This is a genomic window from Staphylococcus cornubiensis, from assembly GCF_900183575.1.
GTDB lineage: Bacteria > Bacillota > Bacilli > Staphylococcales > Staphylococcaceae > Staphylococcus > Staphylococcus cornubiensis.
Window position 1 is genome coordinate 94,685 of the sequence record NZ_FXUZ01000004.1, and the last position, 20,279, is coordinate 114,963.

Annotated in this window: 20 protein-coding genes; 8 read left to right on the forward strand and 12 right to left on the reverse strand. The window is 38.9% G+C overall.

Features of this window, described 5'->3' with window-relative positions; translation table 11 throughout:
• Positions 1-113 precede the first annotated feature (113 nt).
• From CCE82_RS06430 to arcA, 6 genes are all read right to left on the reverse strand, one after another.
• Complete coding sequence (locus CCE82_RS06430) at positions 114-842, reverse strand: NAD-dependent protein deacylase (RefSeq protein WP_086428590.1); 729 nt, start codon at positions 840-842, stop codon at positions 114-116.
• 226 nt (positions 843-1,068) lie between these two features.
• Entirely contained in the window at positions 1,069-1,797 is a 729-nt protein-coding gene (locus CCE82_RS06435) for a Crp/Fnr family transcriptional regulator (protein ID WP_086428591.1), read from the reverse strand.
• Positions 1,798-1,815: 18 nt separating this feature from the next.
• Positions 1,816-2,757 carry a carbamate kinase gene (gene arcC, locus CCE82_RS06440; RefSeq protein WP_086428592.1) on the reverse strand — a complete coding sequence of 314 codons (942 nt, stop codon included), beginning with the start codon at positions 2,755-2,757 and terminating at the stop codon, positions 1,816-1,818.
• Positions 2,758-2,772: 15 nt separating this feature from the next.
• The gene (arcD, locus tag CCE82_RS06445; RefSeq protein WP_086428593.1) at positions 2,773-4,203 is read right to left on the reverse strand and encodes an arginine-ornithine antiporter; all 1,431 of its coding nucleotides are present in this window, start codon (positions 4,201-4,203) and stop codon (positions 2,773-2,775) included.
• 120 nt (positions 4,204-4,323) lie between these two features.
• Positions 4,324-5,331, reverse strand: a complete 1,008-nt coding sequence (gene argF, locus CCE82_RS06450) for an ornithine carbamoyltransferase (RefSeq protein WP_086428594.1) — start codon at positions 5,329-5,331, stop codon at positions 4,324-4,326.
• Between the two features lie 36 nt (positions 5,332-5,367).
• Positions 5,368-6,603: an arginine deiminase gene (gene arcA / locus CCE82_RS06455; protein ID WP_086428595.1), complete on the reverse strand. Its 1,236-nt coding sequence runs from the start codon at positions 6,601-6,603 to the stop codon at positions 5,368-5,370.
• 378 nt (positions 6,604-6,981) lie between these two features.
• Between arcA and CCE82_RS06460 the strand changes: the two genes are divergently transcribed.
• Together CCE82_RS06460 and CCE82_RS06465 are read left to right on the forward strand one after the other, a co-directional pair.
• Positions 6,982-7,461, forward strand: coding sequence for an arginine repressor (locus tag CCE82_RS06460; protein ID WP_086428596.1), 480 nt, complete (start codon positions 6,982-6,984; stop codon positions 7,459-7,461).
• Positions 7,462-7,578: 117 nt separating this feature from the next.
• Entirely contained in the window at positions 7,579-8,445 is an 867-nt protein-coding gene (locus tag CCE82_RS06465; RefSeq protein WP_086428597.1) for an alpha/beta hydrolase, read from the forward strand.
• A 127-nt stretch (positions 8,446-8,572) separates the two neighbouring features.
• On the opposite strand, the gene CCE82_RS06470 is transcribed toward CCE82_RS06465, so the two are convergent.
• From CCE82_RS06470 to CCE82_RS06485, 4 genes are read right to left on the reverse strand one after another with little or no spacing between them, the layout of a single operon-like run.
• Complete coding sequence (locus CCE82_RS06470) at positions 8,573-9,175, reverse strand: response regulator transcription factor (protein ID WP_086428598.1); 603 nt, start codon at positions 9,173-9,175, stop codon at positions 8,573-8,575.
• Positions 9,172-10,272 carry a sensor histidine kinase gene (locus CCE82_RS06475; protein ID WP_086428599.1) on the reverse strand — a complete coding sequence of 367 codons (1,101 nt, stop codon included), beginning with the start codon at positions 10,270-10,272 and terminating at the stop codon, positions 9,172-9,174. The genes CCE82_RS06470 and CCE82_RS06475 overlap by 4 nt, the downstream gene beginning before the upstream one ends.
• Positions 10,269-11,000, reverse strand: coding sequence for an ABC transporter permease (locus CCE82_RS06480; RefSeq protein WP_086428600.1), 732 nt, complete (start codon positions 10,998-11,000; stop codon positions 10,269-10,271). The genes CCE82_RS06475 and CCE82_RS06480 overlap by 4 nt, the downstream gene beginning before the upstream one ends.
• Positions 10,997-11,869 (reverse strand): ABC transporter ATP-binding protein, encoded by an 873-nt coding sequence (locus CCE82_RS06485; protein ID WP_086428601.1) that lies wholly within the window; start codon positions 11,867-11,869, stop codon positions 10,997-10,999. The genes CCE82_RS06480 and CCE82_RS06485 overlap by 4 nt, the downstream gene beginning before the upstream one ends.
• A gap of 247 nt (positions 11,870-12,116) precedes the next feature.
• Between CCE82_RS06485 and CCE82_RS06490 the strand changes: the two genes are divergently transcribed.
• Positions 12,117-13,256, forward strand: coding sequence for an alpha/beta hydrolase (locus tag CCE82_RS06490; protein ID WP_159454523.1), 1,140 nt, complete (start codon positions 12,117-12,119; stop codon positions 13,254-13,256).
• Positions 13,257-13,467: 211 nt separating this feature from the next.
• Here the strand turns inward: CCE82_RS06490 and CCE82_RS06495 are convergent, their stop codons facing one another.
• Complete coding sequence (locus tag CCE82_RS06495; protein ID WP_086428603.1) at positions 13,468-13,791, reverse strand: magnetosome magnetite crystal formation protein family; 324 nt, start codon at positions 13,789-13,791, stop codon at positions 13,468-13,470.
• Positions 13,792-14,195: 404 nt separating this feature from the next.
• Between CCE82_RS06495 and CCE82_RS06500 the strand changes: the two genes are divergently transcribed.
• The 3 genes from CCE82_RS06500 (at position 14,196) to CCE82_RS06510 (ending at position 17,613) form a co-directional block, all read left to right on the forward strand.
• Positions 14,196-15,158, forward strand: a complete 963-nt coding sequence (locus CCE82_RS06500; RefSeq protein WP_086428604.1) for a chitosanase — start codon at positions 14,196-14,198, stop codon at positions 15,156-15,158.
• A 22-nt stretch (positions 15,159-15,180) separates the two neighbouring features.
• Positions 15,181-16,446: a glycoside hydrolase family 5 protein gene (locus tag CCE82_RS06505; RefSeq protein ID WP_086428605.1), complete on the forward strand. Its 1,266-nt coding sequence runs from the start codon at positions 15,181-15,183 to the stop codon at positions 16,444-16,446.
• 336 nt (positions 16,447-16,782) lie between these two features.
• Positions 16,783-17,613, forward strand: a complete 831-nt coding sequence (locus tag CCE82_RS06510; protein ID WP_086428606.1) for a peptidoglycan recognition protein family protein — start codon at positions 16,783-16,785, stop codon at positions 17,611-17,613.
• Between the two features lie 53 nt (positions 17,614-17,666).
• Here CCE82_RS06510 and CCE82_RS06515 read toward each other — a convergent pair whose 3' ends face one another.
• Positions 17,667-18,146, reverse strand: coding sequence for a YagU family protein (locus tag CCE82_RS06515; protein ID WP_086428709.1), 480 nt, complete (start codon positions 18,144-18,146; stop codon positions 17,667-17,669).
• Between the two features lie 214 nt (positions 18,147-18,360).
• On the opposite strand from CCE82_RS06515, the gene CCE82_RS06520 reads away from it, so the two are divergent.
• The gene (locus CCE82_RS06520) at positions 18,361-19,104 is read left to right on the forward strand and encodes a GntR family transcriptional regulator (RefSeq protein WP_338062203.1); all 744 of its coding nucleotides are present in this window, start codon (positions 18,361-18,363) and stop codon (positions 19,102-19,104) included.
• A 185-nt stretch (positions 19,105-19,289) separates the two neighbouring features.
• Positions 19,290-19,847 (forward strand): NADPH-dependent FMN reductase, encoded by a 558-nt coding sequence (locus CCE82_RS06525; RefSeq protein ID WP_086428607.1) that lies wholly within the window; start codon positions 19,290-19,292, stop codon positions 19,845-19,847.
• Positions 19,848-20,279: the final 432 nt, after the last annotated feature.

Consider the following 20,279-nt stretch of genomic DNA (forward strand, 5'->3'; position numbering starts at 1 on the left):
GAGGACGAATGACAATATTTAAAAAGTTTAGCCACATTTACACGTTAAACAGCCCATTAAAAAACGGTAGTTCTCAATGAGATAGAGCTACCGTTTTTGTTCATTATAGTTATTCACGAGGAGAGCTGTTCGACGACAGTGACCATATCTTCATGAATGACAAGTTCTGCATAGTGATCGTAAGGTGTTTCGTCTTTGTTAATAATGACGAGGTGCTGACCTTGAAAGTTTGAGATGAGTCCAGCTGCAGGTTGAACGACGAGCGATGATCCAAGCACAATTAATGTATCCGCATGTGTGATTTTCTGAAGTGCGTTGGCAATCGTCGTTTGATCCAACATTTCTCCATAAAGGACGATATCTGGTCTAATCACATGGCCACAACGTTCACATTGTATCAGTTGCTGTGTCATCACATCATTTTTCGTATACTGTTGATGACAATTCGGGCAGTAAAAACGATTAAGTGTCCCATGTAGTTCGTCTACGTGTTGGCTTCCTGCATCGCTATGTAATCCGTCAATATTTTGCGTGATGACCCCTAACGCTTGTTGATGTTGCTCCAATTCAGCAATCCATTGATGAACCGGATTAGGCAGTTTGTCGGCTAATAGTAACCGCTTGTGACAAAAACGCATAAAACCAACAGGGTCATCTTCCAAATAATCAATGCTCAACAAATATTCAGGTGAGTAGCCCTCTTTTGAAATTTCATCAAATAAACCGCCCATTGAACGAAAATCCGGTACACCGCTTGCAACTGAGACACCGGCACCTGTGAAAAATACGATGCGCTGCGAGTGGTCAATGATATTTTTTAATTGTTCAATTTGGTGCGCCATATCGGTATCACTCCATTCGTCAAAGTCAGTTTCATTTTATCAAAAGTGGCATCACAACAAAATAGCGCATTGCATATTGAAGTATCGGCGCATTCTAGATTATCGAGAAAGGCGTCCAGTTGTATAGGTATTTCGAGTTGACTGAACGAAACTACATCATAGGAAAATCCGAGACCTTCTTGTCATCATTGACGAAAGTCTCGGATAAGATTCAGACACTTCTTGTTTAATCAGCGTTATGTTGATCGACCAGCGTTTTACTGAACATCCAATTTTTCTTATTTTTTAGAAGCAAGTTTTGTTCTTTCAACGCATTGATAATATGTCCGGTTGTTTCGCGTGAAACACTTGCGAGATCACTGACCATTTGAATCGTTAAGAAAGATTTGATTTCATAAAACTCATCATGGTCGTCACCAATCGTATGACATAAGTAAATGAGCACTTTAATGACACGGGACCTGGCATTTTTAGCGCTGAGTGCCATATTATATTCAGTCAGTTGTTTTTCATTGTCACATAAGTATTTATACAATTGAATGAATACTTTATGATGATTTTTACATAAATACTCCATGAAATCGATCGGAATTGCCATCACAATACAATTGGTGAGTGCAGAACATACTTCATGTGTTGTCTTATCTTGAAATAGATTGTGGATGGGATATAATTGTTGACCTTTGTTGATGACACGGTAGACATCACCATTAATGTTATAATGCTCTCGTACAATATAACCGTCGATTAAAAAATAAATATGCGTCAGTTCATCTGATGAATAATAAATCACTTGGCCTTTGTTGTACTGTCTGACAATAAATTCGTTCTTGTACGGCTGTAAAACGATCGAGGGTATATTGATAAAGGCAGCAAATGGTTCTAGAAATGTTTGAATATCATTTTTAATAAGGGAGTCATCGATGATTGCGTAATTGTATGACTTTTCTCCCATAGAAACACCACCTTATGACTACTTATAAATTTGTGTGCCGGCTTCTCCTTTAAAGGCTTCATAGGCTTTATCTAAGTTGGTAATCACCGCACGACGCCCTTCTCCATTTTCTACAAAATCGATAGCCGCTTCAATTTTAGGTAGCATCGAACCTTCTGCAAATTTACCGTCACGTGCATATTGTTTCAAACTGGCGACATCGATTTGCGTTAGCTTCCATTGATCAGGCTCGTTAAAGTTGAGGTAGACGTTTTCAACATTCGTTAAAATCATCAGTATATCGGCATCAATCAGTTGCGCTAAACGTTCACTCGCAAAGTCTTTATCGATGACAGCTTCTACACCTTCGTAAGTGTCATCTTTTTTGACAACAGGAATACCGCCACCACCACAGGCGATGATGATATTGTTGTTTTCAACTAAAGTGCTGATCAATTGATGTTCTAAAATAGAAACGGGTAGTGGGGAAGGGACGACTTTACGATAACCTCTTCCAGCATCTTCTTTATACACAGATTGCGGATTTTGCGCTTGTTGTTCTTCGACTTGCGCTTTTGTATAAAAAGGGCCAATGGGTTTCGTCGGATTGGCCATTCTTGGATCGTTTGCATCGACTTCCACACGTGTGATGACTGTCGCTGCTTTACGGTCACTGTTCACTTCTGCTAATACACGATTGACCTCTGTTTCAATCCAAAAACCAATCATCCCTTGTGTCATCGCGCCACATGTATCTAAAGGCATGGCAGGCGTTTGAGGACTATCCGCTTGTTTTTGTTGAATTAGGAGGTTGCCAATTTGCGGGCCATTGCCATGAGAGATGACAATATCGTAGTCGGTCTTAAATAATGGCTTCAGTGTTTGCATTGTTGTACGAATTGCCTGTTTTTGCGCTTCTGAAGATCCATCTGTTGTCTGAATTGCATTGCCACCTAAAGCAATGACAATTTTTTTATGCATAAAAATCACTCCTCACTAAAATACATCGATGGCACCAGTTAATAATCTGATGATGCCGATAATGGCTAATAACATAATGATCATAAAAAAGATATAATCGAGTTGTTTTAAAGGTTTTTGATTGTTTTTTTGCACGATTTTATAAACAATGAGTCCAGGTATATAGAGCAACATCGTTAACAATAAATAGTCTAGTCCGGCCGCATATACGAGCCATATCGTGTAAATAGATGCGATGATACCTACGATCCATTGTTTTGCTGTCGCGCGATGCTTCGTTTGCACGGTATACTTCACTTGGTAAAAAGCACTCAATGTGTAAGGAATCAAAATAGCACTTGATGCGAGTGAAAAGGCGAATTGATAAGCGCTTTGTGTGAACAGCATGCTGATTAAAAAGATTTGAACTAATATATTGGTAATCAATAATGAATGGCTCGGTGCTTTGTTTTCATTTTCTTTGGCAAACCATTTAGGGAATAAGCCATCTTTCGCAACGATGAACGGTAACTCGCCGGCTAAAAGTGTCCAGCCTAACCATGCACCTAAAACTGAAATAATCAGTCCAATATTGACGAGTACAGATCCCCAATGACCGACGATATGTTCCAAAACAGCGGCCATAGAAGGATTGGAAAGTTCAGAAATGTGATCTTGTTGAATGACACCTTGTGCTAATACAGTCATTAAGAAATAGATGACTAATACAGAAACTAATCCGATAACTGTGGCTGAGCCGACATCCTTTTTATTTTTAGCACGTCCAGAAAATACAACTGCGCCTTCAATTCCCGTAAAGACCCATACTGTGACGAGCATCGTACTTTTCACTTGTGAGAGCGTGTCACCCCAGCTAAACCCATGTGATGCATGGCTTGTCATACCAAAAAGGCCGGCTTTAAAAGTGTCAAAATGAAACGCAACCATCATACATACAATGACAAGCAAAATAGGGATTAACTTGGCAACCGTCACAATACTATTAATGAGCGCGGCAGTTTCCACCCCTTTTAAAATGAGGTAATGCACGCCCCATAATAACAATGATGCAATGACAATCGAAGGAAGTGTATTGCCGCCTTCAAATATTGGGAAAAAGTTGCCTACCGCAGACATCAATAAAGTGGCATATGCAACGTTTCCTAAAAATGCTGCAAACCAATAGCCCCAAGCACTTGAAAAGCCGATAAAATCACCAAACCCGGCTTGCGCATAGCTATAAATACCACCGTCTAAATCTTGCCTTTCATTCGTTAAATTTTGAAAGACAAAGGCCAGTGAAATCATACCGACTGCAGTAATCAGCCAGCCAATGATAATGGCGAGTCCACCAGCTTGATTCCCCATATCTGAAATAATGTTAAATGCACCGCCACCAATCATCGAGCCAATGACTAAACCAATTAAGGAGGTTTTATTTAATTTGTTTTCATCTGTTCCACCCATATGTCATGTCTCCTTTTAATAGAACCAAAAGTCCAGGTTAATTATTATTTTAAATGATTTTAATATTATTTCATTGTAATAAGTATGTCTGGACTTTTGAATCATATCAAATCTTTTGAATTATCCTAATGTTGCGGCCATCACAGCTTTTATGGTATGCATGCGATTTTCTGCTTGATCAAAGACTTTGGAATGGTGACTTCTAAAGATTTCATCAGTGACTTCCATTTCAGTGAGACCGTATGCTTCTTTAATTTTTTGACCATACTCGGTTTCAGTATCGTGAAATGCAGGTAAACAGTGTAAGAAAATCGTATGGTCTTTACCTGTTTTATCAAATAAAGCTTTGTTAACTTGATAATCTTTCAATAACTTAATGCGTGATTCAAACTCACTTTCTTCACCCATTGACACCCATACGTCTGTATAAATGACATCGGCTCCTTTGACACCTTCATCGATATTGTCAGTTATTTTGATTGAACCGCCATCTTGTTTGGCACGACGTTCAGCAATATCAATATATTCTTGCGCAGGGAATAAAGATTGAGGTGTACAAATTGTCACATCAACACCTAACATCGGACCTGCAACAAGCAGTGAATTTGCGACATTGTTGCGACCATCGCCAATGTATGTGAGCTTGATGCCATCTAAATACCCAAAATTTTCTTTAATTGTCATGTAGTCCGCTAACATTTGTGTTGGGTGCCATGCGTCAGTGAGTCCATTCCATACAGGGACGCCGGAGAATTGAGCTAATGCTTCCACTGTATCTTGTGAGAAGCCACGGAACTCAATACCATCAAACATGCGACCTAACACTTTCGCGGTATCTTCTACAGATTCTTTTTTGCCTAATTGGATATCATTTTTACCTAAAAATTCAGGATGTGCACCTAAATCAATGGAAGCCACTGTAAAAGCAGCGCGTGTTCGTGTCGACGTTTTTTCGAATAATAAAGCAATGTTTTTACCTTCTAAATAACGGTGTCGGATGCCTTGTTGTTTGTAGGATTTTAATGTCATCGCAAAATCAATTAAGTCCGAGAATTCTTTTTTAGTAAAATCGTCTTCTTTTAATAAATGTCTGCCTTTTAAATTTAATGGTTTTTGAATGTCTGTCATTTTAAAAATCCTTTCTATTTTAAGATGATGAAGTATTTATATGTCTTCTCTGTATAAAGGTTGACTCATACATCTTGGGCCGCCACGACCGCGCACCAATTCACTGCCTGTAATTTCAATGACTTTGACGCCGTGTTCTCTTAAAAGTTGATTAGAAACATAATTGCGGTCATACGTCACAACAACACCAGGGCGAATCGTTAACGTATTTGAGCCGTCATTCCACTGTTCACGGGCACCGTCAATCGCATCGCCGTTACCAGTAGGAATGAAGTGAATCTCATCTACATGTAAAGCTTCTTCAAGGGTTTTCTTCAATTGGCTTGAATGTGAAATTTGAATATCATTCGTCGCTTCATCTTTTTCGATTGTAAAAATATTCATTTGATTCTCTTCCTTAAAAATTGCGGCATGCATCGTGAACTTGTCGTAATCAATCATCGTAAAGACGGTATCTAAATGCATGAAACTGCGACTGTTCGGAATTTCAATGGCCAATACTTTAGTGAATGTGGATTGGTCATCGAATAAAATTTGTCGTGCTAACCGCTCGATCGCTTGTGCGGATGTCCGTTCTGAGATACCAATGGCTAACACTTCTTTTGAGAGAATTAATTCATCGCCGCCCTCAATATTGAATGGCGAATTTCGATCTAACCAAACGGGCACATCAGCATCTTTAAAGCGTGGGTGGTGTTCTAAGATATACGTCATGAAGATAGATTCTCTGCGACGTGCGCTCCAGTACATGCGATTGATTGTCATACCACGTCCAATAGAAGCTTGCGGATCTCTTGTGAAATACAGGTTTGGCATCGGATCTAAATAAAACGGATATCTGTCGTCCATATATTCCACTAAGTGATTCATTTCGAGTTGAATTTCTTCTTTTCTTACGCCGGCCATAATTTTGTCGACGAGTGCTTGATCACTTAAATTTTCAAAAAGTGCTTTAATTTCTTTTTCATGACCTAGCACAGTTTTTTGAGATTCCGCTAAAATATCATCAATAAACTGTTCACGTACAGCTTTGTCAGCAATCGCTTCAGCTGCCAATTTTTCGAGATAAACGACTTCGACACCTTCATCTCTTAATACTTGTGCAAACTTGTCGTGCTCTTCTTGGGCCACTTTCAAATACGGAATATCATCAAACAACAACCCGCTGAGATGATCGGGCACAAGATTTTCTAGTTCTTTACCAGGTCGCTTGAGTAAAACCGTTTTTAATGGACCAATTTCACTGTTGACTTGAATAGGATTTTTTTCCATTGTTGCCCCTCCTTTAATTAAATACAACCCAAGTATAAAGCGCTTTCTTCACCTATATTGTGAATATTTTCTCAATGAAACTGTCTAAAATTTCATATGAATAGTGTATTCAATACATAAAATTGATAAATTATGCATGCCAATGACTTTAATCGTTCAAATGAATTGAATAATGATTGAATATGTAGTGTTAAGAGAAACGTAAGATGGTGCTTCATTCAATATGATGTATGGATATCCATAAAGGTGATATCGGTGAAGATACGAGGGTTTTAAAAGATGCCAAAAAGTTCACATATCAGAACAAAATATTTTGCTATGATAATGATGTGTATGGTTGTCTGACTGACCTATCATCAGATTAAGGAGTTTAAAAGTATGAAAAAAAGAAAGAGATTAGACCTTGTATCGATGGTTGTAAAGGAACACGATATTCATACGAAAGCAGAAATTGTTGATTATATTGAGCAGCATTTTGGAATCCGATACAGTCTTGCAACGATTAGCAGAGATTTAAATGAACTAAAGATTTATAAGATGCCAGCAGAACACCAACAAAGGTGTTACAGGCAATATAACGAAAACGCACAAAAAGAAGCGAAAGAAAGACTTATCAAATTGTATCAAGAGGATATTGTTTCTCTGATTATTAAGGATACGTACTTAATTATTAAAACGTCACCAGGCTTTGCACAAACTGTGAATTATTATATCGACCAATTGGATTTAAAAGAAGTGATTGGGACAGTTGGAGGTAATGATACTATCTTAGTGATTACACAATCTAATGAACTTTCAAAATTTGTCCATTACAAGTTATTCGGTCAAACTTACGAAGCGTCTCATGTCGCGCGCTAGCCAAAATGTACGTAAAAGTTTTGCAAGATTGACTTTTCATGGATTTTGCAATAGAATCAGGTAAATTTAATGCATATCGATGAGACGGGATCGAGCGCGTATAAAGAGGTGACATCCATGAAAAAGTTTTGGAAATGGAGTATTGGGATTGTTGTTGTATTGATTATAGGGTGGGTGACTTACATAGGCCTTTACCGCAATACTTCTATTGCCAATAATCCGAAGCATGCCAAGTATGTTGATAGTACAACACCGACGTTATTTTTGCATGGTTACGGCGGGAGTGTGAACTCTGTAAGGTTTTTAGTGAAGCAAGCGGAAAATCAAGGTGTCACACAAGATGTCATTACCGCGCATGTGGATGAAGCGGGTGAAGTGAAGCTGAAAGGGCATTTGGATAGCAATGCGATTAATCCGATTGTACAAGTAGAATTGAAAAATAATAAAGAAGAAGACCCAGATGTGAATGCAGAGTGGTTTAAAAATGTGTTAGTCGCTTTACAAACAAAATATCATATTAAAAACTTTAATTTTGTAGGGCATTCAATGGCGAATATGACATTTGCGCAATATATGGCCACATATGGCAAAGATACGGCATTGCCACAGTTACAACGTCAAGTGAATATCGCGGGAACGTTCAATGGTGTACTGCATATGAATGAAGAAGTGAATGAAATTACGCTCGATGCAGAGGGTAAGCCAAGCCGAATGAATCCACCATATCAAGATTTGCGAGTACTGAAAGATGTGTACAAAGGGAAGAATATTGATGTACTGAACATTTATGGGGATTTAAAAGACGGTACGCACTCTGACGGCAGTGTATCCAATACGTCCTCTAGATCATTGAAGTATTTACTCGGGGACAGTCCGAAATCGTATCGCGAATCAGAATATGTCGGGCCAAGCGCACAGCATAGTGAATTACACGACAATCGTCAAGTCGCCAGTGAACTGATTCAATTTTTATGGGCGAAATAACCGCTAGACGCATTTGGAAATGATGTCAACTGAATCAATAAGAAACGACCAACGCATATGTATGAAGAGGTGCGTGGTCGTTTTTTATGATATATGTGTGGATATCTGCAAAAGTGCCGTTCTTGCGCTACACCCATCCTTTGTCATATGCTTTTTTCCATGCATCGAAGCGGTTGTCTGCATGAAGTTTGTCGATGATGGTCGACGTATAATTGCGTATGGTCCCATCTGATAAATAAAGGGTTTGTGCAATTTCTTTACTTGTCAGTCCTTTGCCAATGGCTTTCAACACCTGTTGTTCTTTATCAGTGAGGGGATTCCGTTCTGTGACAAATGAGGTCATTAAAGCATCACTATATTCTTTTTGACCCGCCATGACGCGATGTATCGTCTGAACGAGTTCGTCCACAGAACGCTCTTTTAACACGTACGCATCGACATCATGCGCCACAGCTGTTTCAAAGTAACCCGGTCGTTTGAAAGTCGTCACAATAATCACTTTGACGTCAATGGCTTGTTCGCGAATGTATTTCAATACTTCAAGACCTGTTAATCCAGGCATTTCGATATCTAATATGACGACATCAACAGGGTGTGTTTCGACAGCTTTCAAAGCCGCTTGTCCATCACCAACATCAGCAACAACATCTATTGCGTCATGCAGTTGCATCAGTTGGACCATTGCTTGACGCAACATGGTTTGATCTTCAGCTAAAACGACACGAATCATAGTGGCACGCTCCTCGGTATCAAAATTTGTATATGTAGACCATGATGGTTTTGTACATGTAATTGCCCTTTTAAAACATCAACGCGGGCTTGTATGCTTTGGAGATGAATGGGCGACTTTTCATCAATGCCGCGCCCATTATCCTGAATATCGAGTTGTAAGCCATCAGTCGTTTCAGATAAAGCCGCATGAACTGTCGTCGCGTTGGCATGTTTAATCACATTGTTAATCGCTTCACGGAGCACCATCGCGAGCAATCCTTGTTTCGCTGGGTTCAATGCATGTGCGAAGTGTACGCCTTCAAACTGGAATTCCAAATTGGCATCTTGTAATAATGTCTCGACAGATGCCACTTCTTCCGCAAAAGAAGGGATTTTCAAATCGTTAATAATGACACGGATTTGATTGAGTGTCTCTTTTGAAATGGCGTTCACACTTTGCATTTCCAACTTTGCGCGATCAGGTTCGGTATCGATCAACTTGAGTGCGAGCTCGGATTTTAAGCTTAATGATGCAAAAACGTGTCCTAACGTATCGTGTAAGTCTTGTCCAATACGGTTGCGTTCCTGTTCAGCGATTAAAAAGTTCAACTGTTTATTTTTAGCATCCAGCTCATTTTGATAGTGCTGTCGTTCAACATTTTTGAAATTTGAAAACATGATGAGATTGATGACCGTAAAAAAGATTAATAAGGCGACAATATAATAAGATTCTGGGTAATACATTGCTGTCACGATCATACAAAGGACCATCGTCGCAAGGCAAGTGACATATTCTTTGGACCAGAGTTTGGCTTTAAAGACGTAAGGGATCGCAAATGCACTATAAAACAAAAACAATGCCGTCATCGGATTGAATGCGTATACGAAATAAATAATGCCCGCGTATTGAAGGGTGAGCAAAGTATACATTAAACCGTTAGACATGAGTGGATAAGCGACTACAAGGGCTGTATAGACAATGACAAAGAGACAAACGGCGACGATTAAAATATCGCGACGACCATGAATGTATGGATTCCATAGGTTAAGGATTAAGAAAAGTAAATAAAGTAAACTAGATAAATTTAGATAATGTAAATCTAATTTTTTAATCATGACATCTCACTTCTTTTTCGAATATACAGTGCAAGTGTTAAGAAAATTATACTATATATGAGCAAGACCATTAAAGATAATACCGGAAAATGTTCATGCAAACTGATGTCATAGGAAAGCTTTTTTAAATGATATGTCGGCGTGATCACTGCAAGATGTTGCATCCATGTCGGAAATTGTGATACAGGGAACCATAGACCACCGAGAACAGCGAGTGCTAAATACAAAATATTGCCAATACCGCTCGCTTTTTGCGTATCATCCATCTGTGCAAGTAATGCTCCTAAACTCAACATCAGACTTGCCCCGAGCCAGATTAAAACACCTGAGATCAACCAATCGTGCCACGACAAGCTGACACCTCTTAACTGTGCAGCCAATGTAAATATCATGACAATGGCTAGCGCAAATTGAAACATCGCTTTACCCATTTTGACGCCTACGTAGTGAATCGGGGTGAGTGGCGTACGCATGAGTCTTTTGTACCAGCCACGTGTGCGTTCGTCAATGAGGTCTAACGGAAATGAAAACAAGCAAAAACTCATTAAACTAAATGTCGTCATACTGTACATATACTCTTGGTTGAATTGCGTCATTGCTGCCTTGGGAAGGTCGAGAATAGACGTAAACAATAAATAAAATGCAGACGGGAGTATAACGGCGAGTGCGAACCGTGTTTTGTGACGTATCAGTAAGCGTAGCTCTGTGAAAAAGTAATGTTTGATCATTGTGATACACCGCCTTGGTCTTGTTTGAATATAATGTCGAGTAATGAATGATGATGAATTTCAATATGATGTAACGGCACATGGAGTGATAAGAGTTCGATTAACGTTTGCTGTACATCCGCTGTTTCAATTTGAAGTTGCCCGTCATCTGTTGGCATGAGTTTGATGCCAGATAATTGTGATATCAGTGTTTCAGATGGTTTGGTAGGTAATGTGATGATTGAGCGTCCTTGTTCCTGTTTGATATGTTGTGGCGTATCATCCATGACTAAACGGCCTTGATTGAGTACAATGACACGATCTGCCATTTGTTCAACTTCTTCTATGTAGTGAGAAGTATAAAAAATTGTACGTCCTTCTGCTTTCAACTGACGAATGACTGACCAGAAATGTTGACGCATTTCGACATCCATCGCACTGGTTGGCTCGTCTAAAATGAGGCATTGCGGTTGTCCAACAAGTGTTAACGCAAAGTCTAAAATACGTTGTTGCCCACCTGAAAGTTGTGTCGCAAATTGTTGGAGTTGTGTTTCTGTAAAACGTGTGATTTCAATCCATGCTTCAAGTGGTAAAGGTGCGTGATAGCAATGCGCAAACAAGTGATACAGTTCAATGACTTTCATGCGCTCGGGAAAGAGACTTTGCTGAAACATGACCCCTAAACGTTCAGGTGTTAAAAGCTGTTCATGATCCTTAATTGTCCCTTGTGCAGAGTGGCGGTCACCGATAATCATATCAATGAGCGTGGTTTTTCCTGAGCCGTTCGGTCCAATCAGTGCGGTACATTGTCCAGGTTGAATTTGAAATGACACATCATCGACAACATGACGCTGATTGTATGTTTGTGTTAAATGAGAAATTTGAATCATATCCGTCACATCCTTTAATCAGGTTATGTTTATTGTATGTGAACGGTGCCACTCGCTTGTAGTGAGGTTTGTCATCATGACGATATGACATTTGTCACGATTTAGGAGTTGAAGCGGGGAGGATGCGAGGCAGTCATATAATGGTTTATTATAAATATGTTACAGTATGAATATCACATATCAAAAAATGATGGCAACGAGAAACAATAAAGAAGTGCAGTTGAATTATGTAAAGAGGTGTATGTGTATGTTGCGGATCATTTTAAAACTGCTAGTACTCATCATTTTTATTTTATTGGAGTTACTATTATGGATTTTAGGTGCGCATATATGGGCGTACGTTGGTATATTGCTAATAAGTATTGCTGTATTTGTGTTGTGGCATCAACGACAATTTCATCAAAAGAGAGGACAGCTAATGGGTGTCGTATTGCTAATAGGGATTGTGTTGATTTTAAATTATGGTCGCCTTCAACACGATGTTTCATTTCGCGGGAATTTGGTAGCGGGCTTGTTAAAAGTAACGACGCGTGATTTACTTTCGGACGATGCACTAAGTACACAGCATCAAAATACATATCATATTGAAGATTGGCATCCGCCGAAGCACTATACGAATCAAGCTGTAGACTTAAAAGAAGTGAAAGGGTATTTACTGAAGCCACAACATGCATCATCGCAACAAATTGTGTATCAAATACATGGTGGCGGCTACATTAATGGCTTTTCAAATGTGTATAACCGTGCGGCAGTTCGTTATTCAAAAGCGAGTCAAAATGCACCGGTATTTTCCATTGATTATCGTGTCGCGCCGAAATATCGTTATCCGACTGCGCTTAATGATGTGGAGGATGGCTATCGTTGGCTATTAAAACAAGGGTATGATGCTGATCAAATCATTATCGCCGGTGATTCAGCAGGTGGTGGCTTAGCTTTGGCACTCACACTCAAGTTACAAGATACACATGAAGCATTGCCTAAAATGTTAATTTTGTCGTCACCATGGACTGATTTGGCGGCAGAAGGGGCATCATATCGAAAAAACTTCCATAAAGACGTCATTTTTGGCTCTGATCAACCGATTGATGACGCAAATACCCATATTTCAGTACCTTACGCTCAAAAGTCACAGCTGAAGAAGCCGTACGTTTCTCCGGCATACGGCACTTATCGTCATATGCCACCGATGTTAATCCAAACAGGTGAAGACGAAATGTTATTAAGTGACAGTCAAACTGTTGCACATAAAGTGAACCAAGCAGGCGGTGAGGCACAACTTATCACTTATCATGGCATGTTCCACACATTTTATATTTTAACGCCATGGCTTCCTGAATCTCGGACGGCCTGGAATCATATTCATCACTTCATTCAAAAACATGCCTAGCCCAAAAGAAAAGGGAGGATGGGAAACCAAATTTTTGATTGTCTTACTTTGATATATTTTAATCAAATGGTCCTCATTAATCTTGATTGATTTTACATTTCCACATTATGATTTTCGCTCATCGTAGGAAGAGAGGGCTGGGAAATTCAATGAAGTCCCAACCCTCTCCGATAATTTTGTTACCTTAAATCCTCTTAATGTTCGGTATTATTTAAATTTGTTCGACAATTAATACTTTGATACCACAGTATAGGTTATAAACGATGTAATAGAGTGACCCTACAACTGTGACAATGATGAGAATGACAAGAAAAGTTGTCACCACTGCACTGCTTGTATTGACTATCGCGATAAACGAAGCAAACGCGATAAGGGAAAATACGGTCGGCAAAATGTGATAAATCAATGCCTTTTTGCCATGTGTTGAAACAGGCTGTGGAGCGACAAGCCATACAATCAATGGAAATAATACTGGCGCAAAAAATACGCTGAAATAAGAAAGACAAGCTAACAATTTTTCTGATGTAGTTGACATTGTGATAGCCTCCTTTTTGTCATTATAATCATAAGTTTCATTTAATTGAAATGATTATTTTAGAATTTTGTAAAATATACCTTTTTTATCTTCCACATCATCACGTTTATTAAACCTTTCTAAACATACTAGCCATTTTTATGTTGAAGTACATTCCAAAGTTGTTAACTATTTTTTGAATATGTAAAAAATAGTGATGATAATATGAAGAATTTATACTCAGTTTAAACTTTTAATTAATAATACAATAGAAAGCGCTTACCTTTCTGGCGAAAATCATAAAAAAGGATTATGCTTTATTTGTTAGCTAGGCTAACTTTGTTAAGGCGGATGTTGAACCGTTTTGATTGGGAATCGTGATTACGCTTATGATTAAAAGTTCAGTGATGCATAGGAGGAGAAAAATGAAGAACACAGTTAAGGTCATTTTATCTGGAGCAGTCGTCGCATCAAGTTTTGCGACATACGGTAGTGTAGCACAAGCAACCACTCAAGATGTGACAACACAAATTTCACAAAAAGCGAGTGACATTAATCCGGATAACTACATGGACAGCAACTATCATCTACGTAAAACAATTATGGCATTAGTAGGTGCAGCAGAAAATACTGACAGTAACTACTCTCACAACTATGAATATATAGAAGATATTGGTGATGGAAGAGGCTATACAGCAGGGGTTATTGGTTTTACAACGGGTACGGATGATATGGTCCATCTTGTAGCGCATTACAACAAGTTAAATCCAAATAACCCGTTGAAACGATATGAAAGTGCATTAAAAAAACATGCGCAAGAAGGCTCTAAGTCTCATGAAGGGTTAGACGGTTTTGAAAAAGCTTGGAAAGAGGCAAATCAAAATGACAGAGATAATTTTGTAAAAGCGCAAAATTACGTTTTGAAAACAGACTATATGGACAAGGCTGTGAGTGCCGCTAAAGAGGATGGGTTATCACAGTTAGGACAATACATTTATTTTGATGCCATTGTTAAACACGGTCCAGGTGAATTCAAAAAAGGTGGCTATCTCGAAAAAGATGCTGACGAATGGAGTTTTGATGAATTACGGGAAAAAGCCATTGAAGAAAGTGGCGACAAATCACCAAAACAAGGCGCAGATGAAGCGGACTTTTTAAATCACTTTTTAGACGGACGCTTCCAGGCAACACAAAAAGAAAATGAAAATAATCATAGTGACGATACGAATGTATTCGACCGCTTGAAAGTACAACAACAGTTCATTAAAGATCAAAACTTCGACTTAAACTTACCATTAGACTTCAAGATGAACGAAGAATCATTCCATTTAGATGAAGATGCAATTAATCACTACAATGACCAAGACGTAGATTTTGAGCATGCATAATGAATGAAGGAAAGGTGATTGGATGAAGAAACGTGTAATCAGTTCGATATTAGCCGCAACGACATTGACGACGCTTGCTTTACCAACACATCACGCTAATGCTGAAGAGATGAGTCAGCTTAAAACGGAAGGTAAAGCGATTCAAAAAGATGGGAAAGCATTTCAACTTAAAGGTGTGAATGCAGGCAATGCGTTTACAACTGAAGGTTATTTAGGTGGTATTACAGGTGACCAGTATAAGGATTTTCCGAAACCTTATCAGCATTTATCGTATAAAGCATTGAAAGATAAAATGGACGATGAATTTGGTCCTGATGAAGCGAGAAAGAAATTGAATACCTATGCAGACAATCATTGGAAAGATGAAGATTTTCAACGCGTAAAAGAGATGGGAATGAATACAATACGTTTGCCGCTGAACTATATTAACATCACCAATTATCAAAAAGGAATGAACCCTGACGATGTAAAAGTCGAAGCGGATTCATTTGATACAGTGGATAAATTTGTAGAAAAAGCGAAAGCACACGGACTGTACGTTATTCTCGACTTCCACGGTGTACCACAATCTCAAAATGCAGCGGAACACTCAGCTGATACGAACGGTGGCAACGAAGGCTATGGCGGTTTTTGGGAAGATAATAATGCACAAGGTAAAGCAAAAGAAATTTTATATCAAATGGCAGATCACTACAAAAATGAAAGTGCGATTGCCGGTTATGACATTTTAAATGAACCTAAAGGCGTAAAACCTAAAAATAAAGATGATGGTAAGAGTGATGACCAAGTTCATGCCTTTTATAAAGATGCCATCAAGTCGATTCGTGATACAGGTGACAAACATATTATCTTTTTAGAAGCGGTGTGGGACCCTCAAAATATGAAAGAGCCTTCTTATTATCATGATTCAGCGGACAGTCTTGTCTATGAATATCATAATTACGCGACCCAATTTGATGAAAGTGTCCAAGCATCATTTGATAAAAAGTTAGATAGTATCGAAAACAGTGATTTTGATGTACCAAGTTATTTAGGTGAGTTCAACATTCAATCTATGAAAGGTGGACCTGGCGCTAAACCGGGTGACCTTGAATACATTATGAATAAAGCGAATCATAATCATTTATCGTGGACATTTTGGAACAATGATGCACAAGGTGATGGCAATTGGGGTGTCTTCAATTATGACCATATGAATGAAGATCCAAACAGTCCTGACTTTGGTAAAAAAGAGGACGTGCATAAAAATGATGCGATTTACAACACTCTAAAAAACGCTGCAAAGTAAGCAAAGTACATTCCAATTTAATCCGTTAAGCAAAACACAAGGGGCTAGGGCATGAAGTTGTCCAGCCCCTGATTTGTTGTAAAAATAAAGGGCGCATACCTCACTTCAAACGTGCAAATGAACAATCATATATAAAGTGAATTCAAAAAAATAGTGGAAAAATAATATAGAAACTGTTTTGAGAAAGGAAAATAAGCCACACCTAAATATAAAACAATACGTTGATAAACGATAGGGGCTTGACTTTAACAAAGAACGGCGTAATATCTATTGTATAAAAGTATTATAGGATTCGTTGTTGTTTAAATAATAAAAAGAGAGAAAGGTGTGGTTAAAATGCTCAAAGGTTTCACTACGATGGCATTGTCTACTGTAATGACACTTAGTACATTATGCTTTGCCACAACAAATTACGCACGAACTTTATTTACAACGGCTTTTGCGTCAACAACTGGCGTGCCGACCGCCATACAAAAACCTCTAAATGTACCGAACCATCAAAATCTCGCACTTCAAAGTGAACAGCAACAAGCACACTCATCGTCAGAAGCTTTTCCACCGATTCCTTACCCTGATGTCAACCAATACATTATAAAAAATCACATCCCACACTCCCCAGTTGTCAAAGATGCACGTATGGACACACTCCCTAAAATTTCGTATAAATATGGCACGTATATCGGTGTCGTTATCCATGAAGTCGGTGAAGATTATCGCACGTTACAACAATGGGTCGACCGAATGTATGCCACGTACGATAGAGCTTTTGTCCACGCATTTGTAGATGCCAATCAAATCCATATCACAGCACCATCTAACTATATCGCTTGGGGTGCAGGTAAACAAGCGAACCCGTACTTCTATCATATTGAAGTCGTCCGGATGTATAGCTTTGATGACTTTGCAAGATCAGTGAATAACCAAGCATGGCTCGCAGCGTACATGTTGAAACAGCAAAATATTGAACCGACATTAGCTGACGATCAAGCAGGGGTAGGATCGATTATTAGTCATTATGCTGTTATGAAATATTGGGGTGGCACAACGCATACAGACCCAATCGCGTATTATAATAGATGGAATTACAACATGGACAAATTCTTTGAGTTAGTGAAGTATCATTATGAACAAATGGAAGATGATACGCCAATCACAGATAAAAAATAATCCAGTTAAAAAGGGGCTCGGATTCATGAGATGTCCAAGTCCCTTTTCATATTTTATTGAGGTTGAGATTCGTGTTTATAAAGATACAATTGTCGTGCCCCATCAATCGTCATCATCCAAACGATATGTCCGAACAGTTCAGATAAATGCTCATGGAAAGGTTGATCCCACGGTGCAGGTACTGTGTGCATGAGCGGCATTAAAATCAAATGGAAGAGTACCCAAATGACAATCCCAAAAACAGCTCCGTATCCCATAGCCACAGCCGCATACTTTCTCACTAACAAGCAGTAAATCACAGCAATCACAATTGAAAAACTGAAATGTACGATAAAACTTACCCACGGCAGAGCCATATGTGAAAATGTATACGTTTGGTATGTAAAGTCATGACTGAATCCCATTTGTTGTAACAATTCTTGTGGTGGATTCGTCGCGTTTCTTTCTGGTGTACGCGGTGGAAACATCACTTCCCAACCGAGTTTAACGATACCAGATAGTATGCCTCCAATAATACCTGTAAAGAGCAACATGCCCCATTGTCGTTGTCTCAATATCAGGACCTCCTTGTTGTATAAGATATCCAAAGTATAGGGGTATGTGAAAATTTTATCAATATACTATTTAATTATAGTTTTGAACATTTGATGACGAAACATTAAGCGAATGCTCATTTTTATGGTGATGTGGACCCAATTTGTCTTAGAGGGAGAAATAAAGCGAGAACATGATGGAGGTGTGGTGCGATTGGTACGAACAAAACCTAAATTTTTAGCTATTTACAATACACTGTTTAACGAAATTCAAATCGGAAAATATCCAAAGGGACAAGTGATGCCAAGTGAAAAAGAACTGTGCGAACGGTTTGGTGTCAGTCGTGTGACAGTGCGTCAAGCTATCAAAATTTTAGTTGAAGATGGGATGATTAAAAGTATCCGTGGCAAAGGTCATGTCGTTTTACCACAGACAGGTGATGTACAACGGGCGTCGAGTATCGAAGCGTTTCAACATCCACTCGACCAAATGGCAGTGGCGTGTATGCATCTTGTATTCATGAATTATCGTATAGATCTAGCAAGTGAATACACGAATGCGCTCTTTCCAACTCATCCGAAAGCACTCGTTGCAATGGAACGTTATTATCAACGCGAAAATCAAAAAGCGACAATAGCCGATGCATTTTGTTTCACCTTTGTGCCGTTTCATGTCATTGATACATTGAACATTCAACTGAAAGAAGAAGCGGCGATCACCGAATTTGTAGAAAAGACGATTTACGAGCGAGCAGCGCAATCTGATTTAAAAGTAATGACGACAGAGGTGCCACATTTTAATCACGGTGACATCAGTTTCGATGGAGGCGAGCACTGTTGGCTGCTTGTGGAAACGATTTATGCGAAAGATTCAAATCCAGTGATGATGAATAAATGGTATATACCACAAGCACAAGCCAATATTGTGATTTCGAGAATACGGAGAAAAGAGGTATAAATAGAAAGCGTTATTAGTTATGGTGTTCATTGATTGAATTTTTGAGTCAATGCAAAGAGTAGGTTATGGAAAATAAAATTTGATTCATGCTATCGGTAAAATGTAAAAACCTGTGTTATGATAGTAGCAAATTTAAAGTCAGTCATAAACATATTGGTAAAAATACTATCTAAAGGAGAAACATTATGAAAAACATTGTATTTATTTGTGGTAGCTTGAGGAAAGATTCATACAACCGTATTTATATGGAGAAAATGATGCAACAAGTGCCTGAAAATTGGAATATTAAAGAAGTGTCATTCAAAGATGTGCCCGTATACAACTTTGACCTTGAAGGCGACCAAGAACCAACAGCTGTGACAGCATTCCGTGATGCGTTGGGTGAAGCAGACGGTATTGTCATCGTGACACCGGAATATAATAATGGGACACCAGGGCCATTGAAAAATGCAATTGACTGGGCTTCTCGTATTAAAAATAAAGGCGATCGTTCCCCGCTCATTGGCCGTCCGTTTGCGATTGCAGGTTGCTCTCCAGGCGCAACAGGTTCAGCATTGTCACAAGCACAGTTAAGACAAACTTTAACAGCGATGAATGCGCACATTATGCCAGGGCCTAAATTGGTTGTTGGCCGTGTACACGAATTAATTACAGACGCAGGGACAATTGAAGACGAACGTACGATTTCTTATATGAAGCGTTTTGTGAATGCGTTCGACGCGTATATTGATCGTTTAAATTAATTTTAGAAGGGGACCGGGACATTAAGTTTTCCCAGTCCCTATCTTCTTTTTATGGACATATAGCGATTAATAATGATAAAAAAGGCAAAAAATGAGGATGAATGGGACGTCATCATTGGATGTTATGGGATTGTCTCCATTTCATCAACTTGCCCTAAGTGACTGCATTTGATGTAAGATTGCCCAGAAGGCTGAGACTCCCGAGGAAATTAGTGAATATTGCTAGCAGTCACTTCTTTACTCTGATAGTGGCTGCTGTTTATCGCAGTAGCTGTCTGACTTCTCAATGCTTGTGCTTTTGAGAAGTCGAGTCAGCCTTGCTGGGGCAGTACGACGAAATCTTTGTTTTACATGAGATTTCTCTACTGCTCCCAAAATCCGCCAATACCACATCCATGTCATAGTTCAATCAAGCGTTGGCTAGTTGAGACA

What these genes read in the sequence shown, in the direction of transcription:
- arcA (WP_086428595.1), bottom strand. Translation starts at nt 6,603, where the DNA reads ATGGAAAAAAATCCTATTCAAGTCAACAGTGAAATTGGTCCATTAAAA.
- CCE82_RS06490 (WP_159454523.1), top strand. Translation starts at nt 12,117, where the DNA reads ATGTTGCGGATCATTTTAAAACTGCTAGTACTCATCATTTTTATTTTA.
- CCE82_RS06505 (WP_086428605.1), top strand. Translation starts at nt 15,181, where the DNA reads ATGAAGAAACGTGTAATCAGTTCGATATTAGCCGCAACGACATTGACG.
- CCE82_RS06485 (WP_086428601.1), bottom strand. Translation starts at nt 11,869, where the DNA reads ATGATTCAAATTTCTCATTTAACACAAACATACAATCAGCGTCATGTT.
- argF (WP_086428594.1), bottom strand. Translation starts at nt 5,331, where the DNA reads ATGACAGACATTCAAAAACCATTAAATTTAAAAGGCAGACATTTATTA.
- CCE82_RS06475 (WP_086428599.1), bottom strand. Translation starts at nt 10,272, where the DNA reads ATGATTAAAAAATTAGATTTACATTATCTAAATTTATCTAGTTTACTT.
- CCE82_RS06495 (WP_086428603.1), bottom strand. Translation starts at nt 13,791, where the DNA reads ATGTCAACTACATCAGAAAAATTGTTAGCTTGTCTTTCTTATTTCAGC.
- CCE82_RS06525 (WP_086428607.1), top strand. Translation starts at nt 19,290, where the DNA reads ATGAAAAACATTGTATTTATTTGTGGTAGCTTGAGGAAAGATTCATAC.
- arcC (WP_086428592.1), bottom strand. Translation starts at nt 2,757, where the DNA reads ATGCATAAAAAAATTGTCATTGCTTTAGGTGGCAATGCAATTCAGACA.
- CCE82_RS06515 (WP_086428709.1), bottom strand. Translation starts at nt 18,146, where the DNA reads ATGTTGCTCTTTACAGGTATTATTGGAGGCATACTATCTGGTATCGTT.
- CCE82_RS06430 (WP_086428590.1), bottom strand. Translation starts at nt 842, where the DNA reads ATGGCGCACCAAATTGAACAATTAAAAAATATCATTGACCACTCGCAG.
- CCE82_RS06510 (WP_086428606.1), top strand. Translation starts at nt 16,783, where the DNA reads ATGCTCAAAGGTTTCACTACGATGGCATTGTCTACTGTAATGACACTT.
- CCE82_RS06435 (WP_086428591.1), bottom strand. Translation starts at nt 1,797, where the DNA reads ATGGGAGAAAAGTCATACAATTACGCAATCATCGATGACTCCCTTATT.
- CCE82_RS06500 (WP_086428604.1), top strand. Translation starts at nt 14,196, where the DNA reads ATGAAGAACACAGTTAAGGTCATTTTATCTGGAGCAGTCGTCGCATCA.
- CCE82_RS06460 (WP_086428596.1), top strand. Translation starts at nt 6,982, where the DNA reads ATGAAAAAAAGAAAGAGATTAGACCTTGTATCGATGGTTGTAAAGGAA.
- CCE82_RS06465 (WP_086428597.1), top strand. Translation starts at nt 7,579, where the DNA reads ATGAAAAAGTTTTGGAAATGGAGTATTGGGATTGTTGTTGTATTGATT.
- CCE82_RS06480 (WP_086428600.1), bottom strand. Translation starts at nt 11,000, where the DNA reads ATGATCAAACATTACTTTTTCACAGAGCTACGCTTACTGATACGTCAC.
- CCE82_RS06470 (WP_086428598.1), bottom strand. Translation starts at nt 9,175, where the DNA reads ATGATTCGTGTCGTTTTAGCTGAAGATCAAACCATGTTGCGTCAAGCA.
- arcD (WP_086428593.1), bottom strand. Translation starts at nt 4,203, where the DNA reads ATGGGTGGAACAGATGAAAACAAATTAAATAAAACCTCCTTAATTGGT.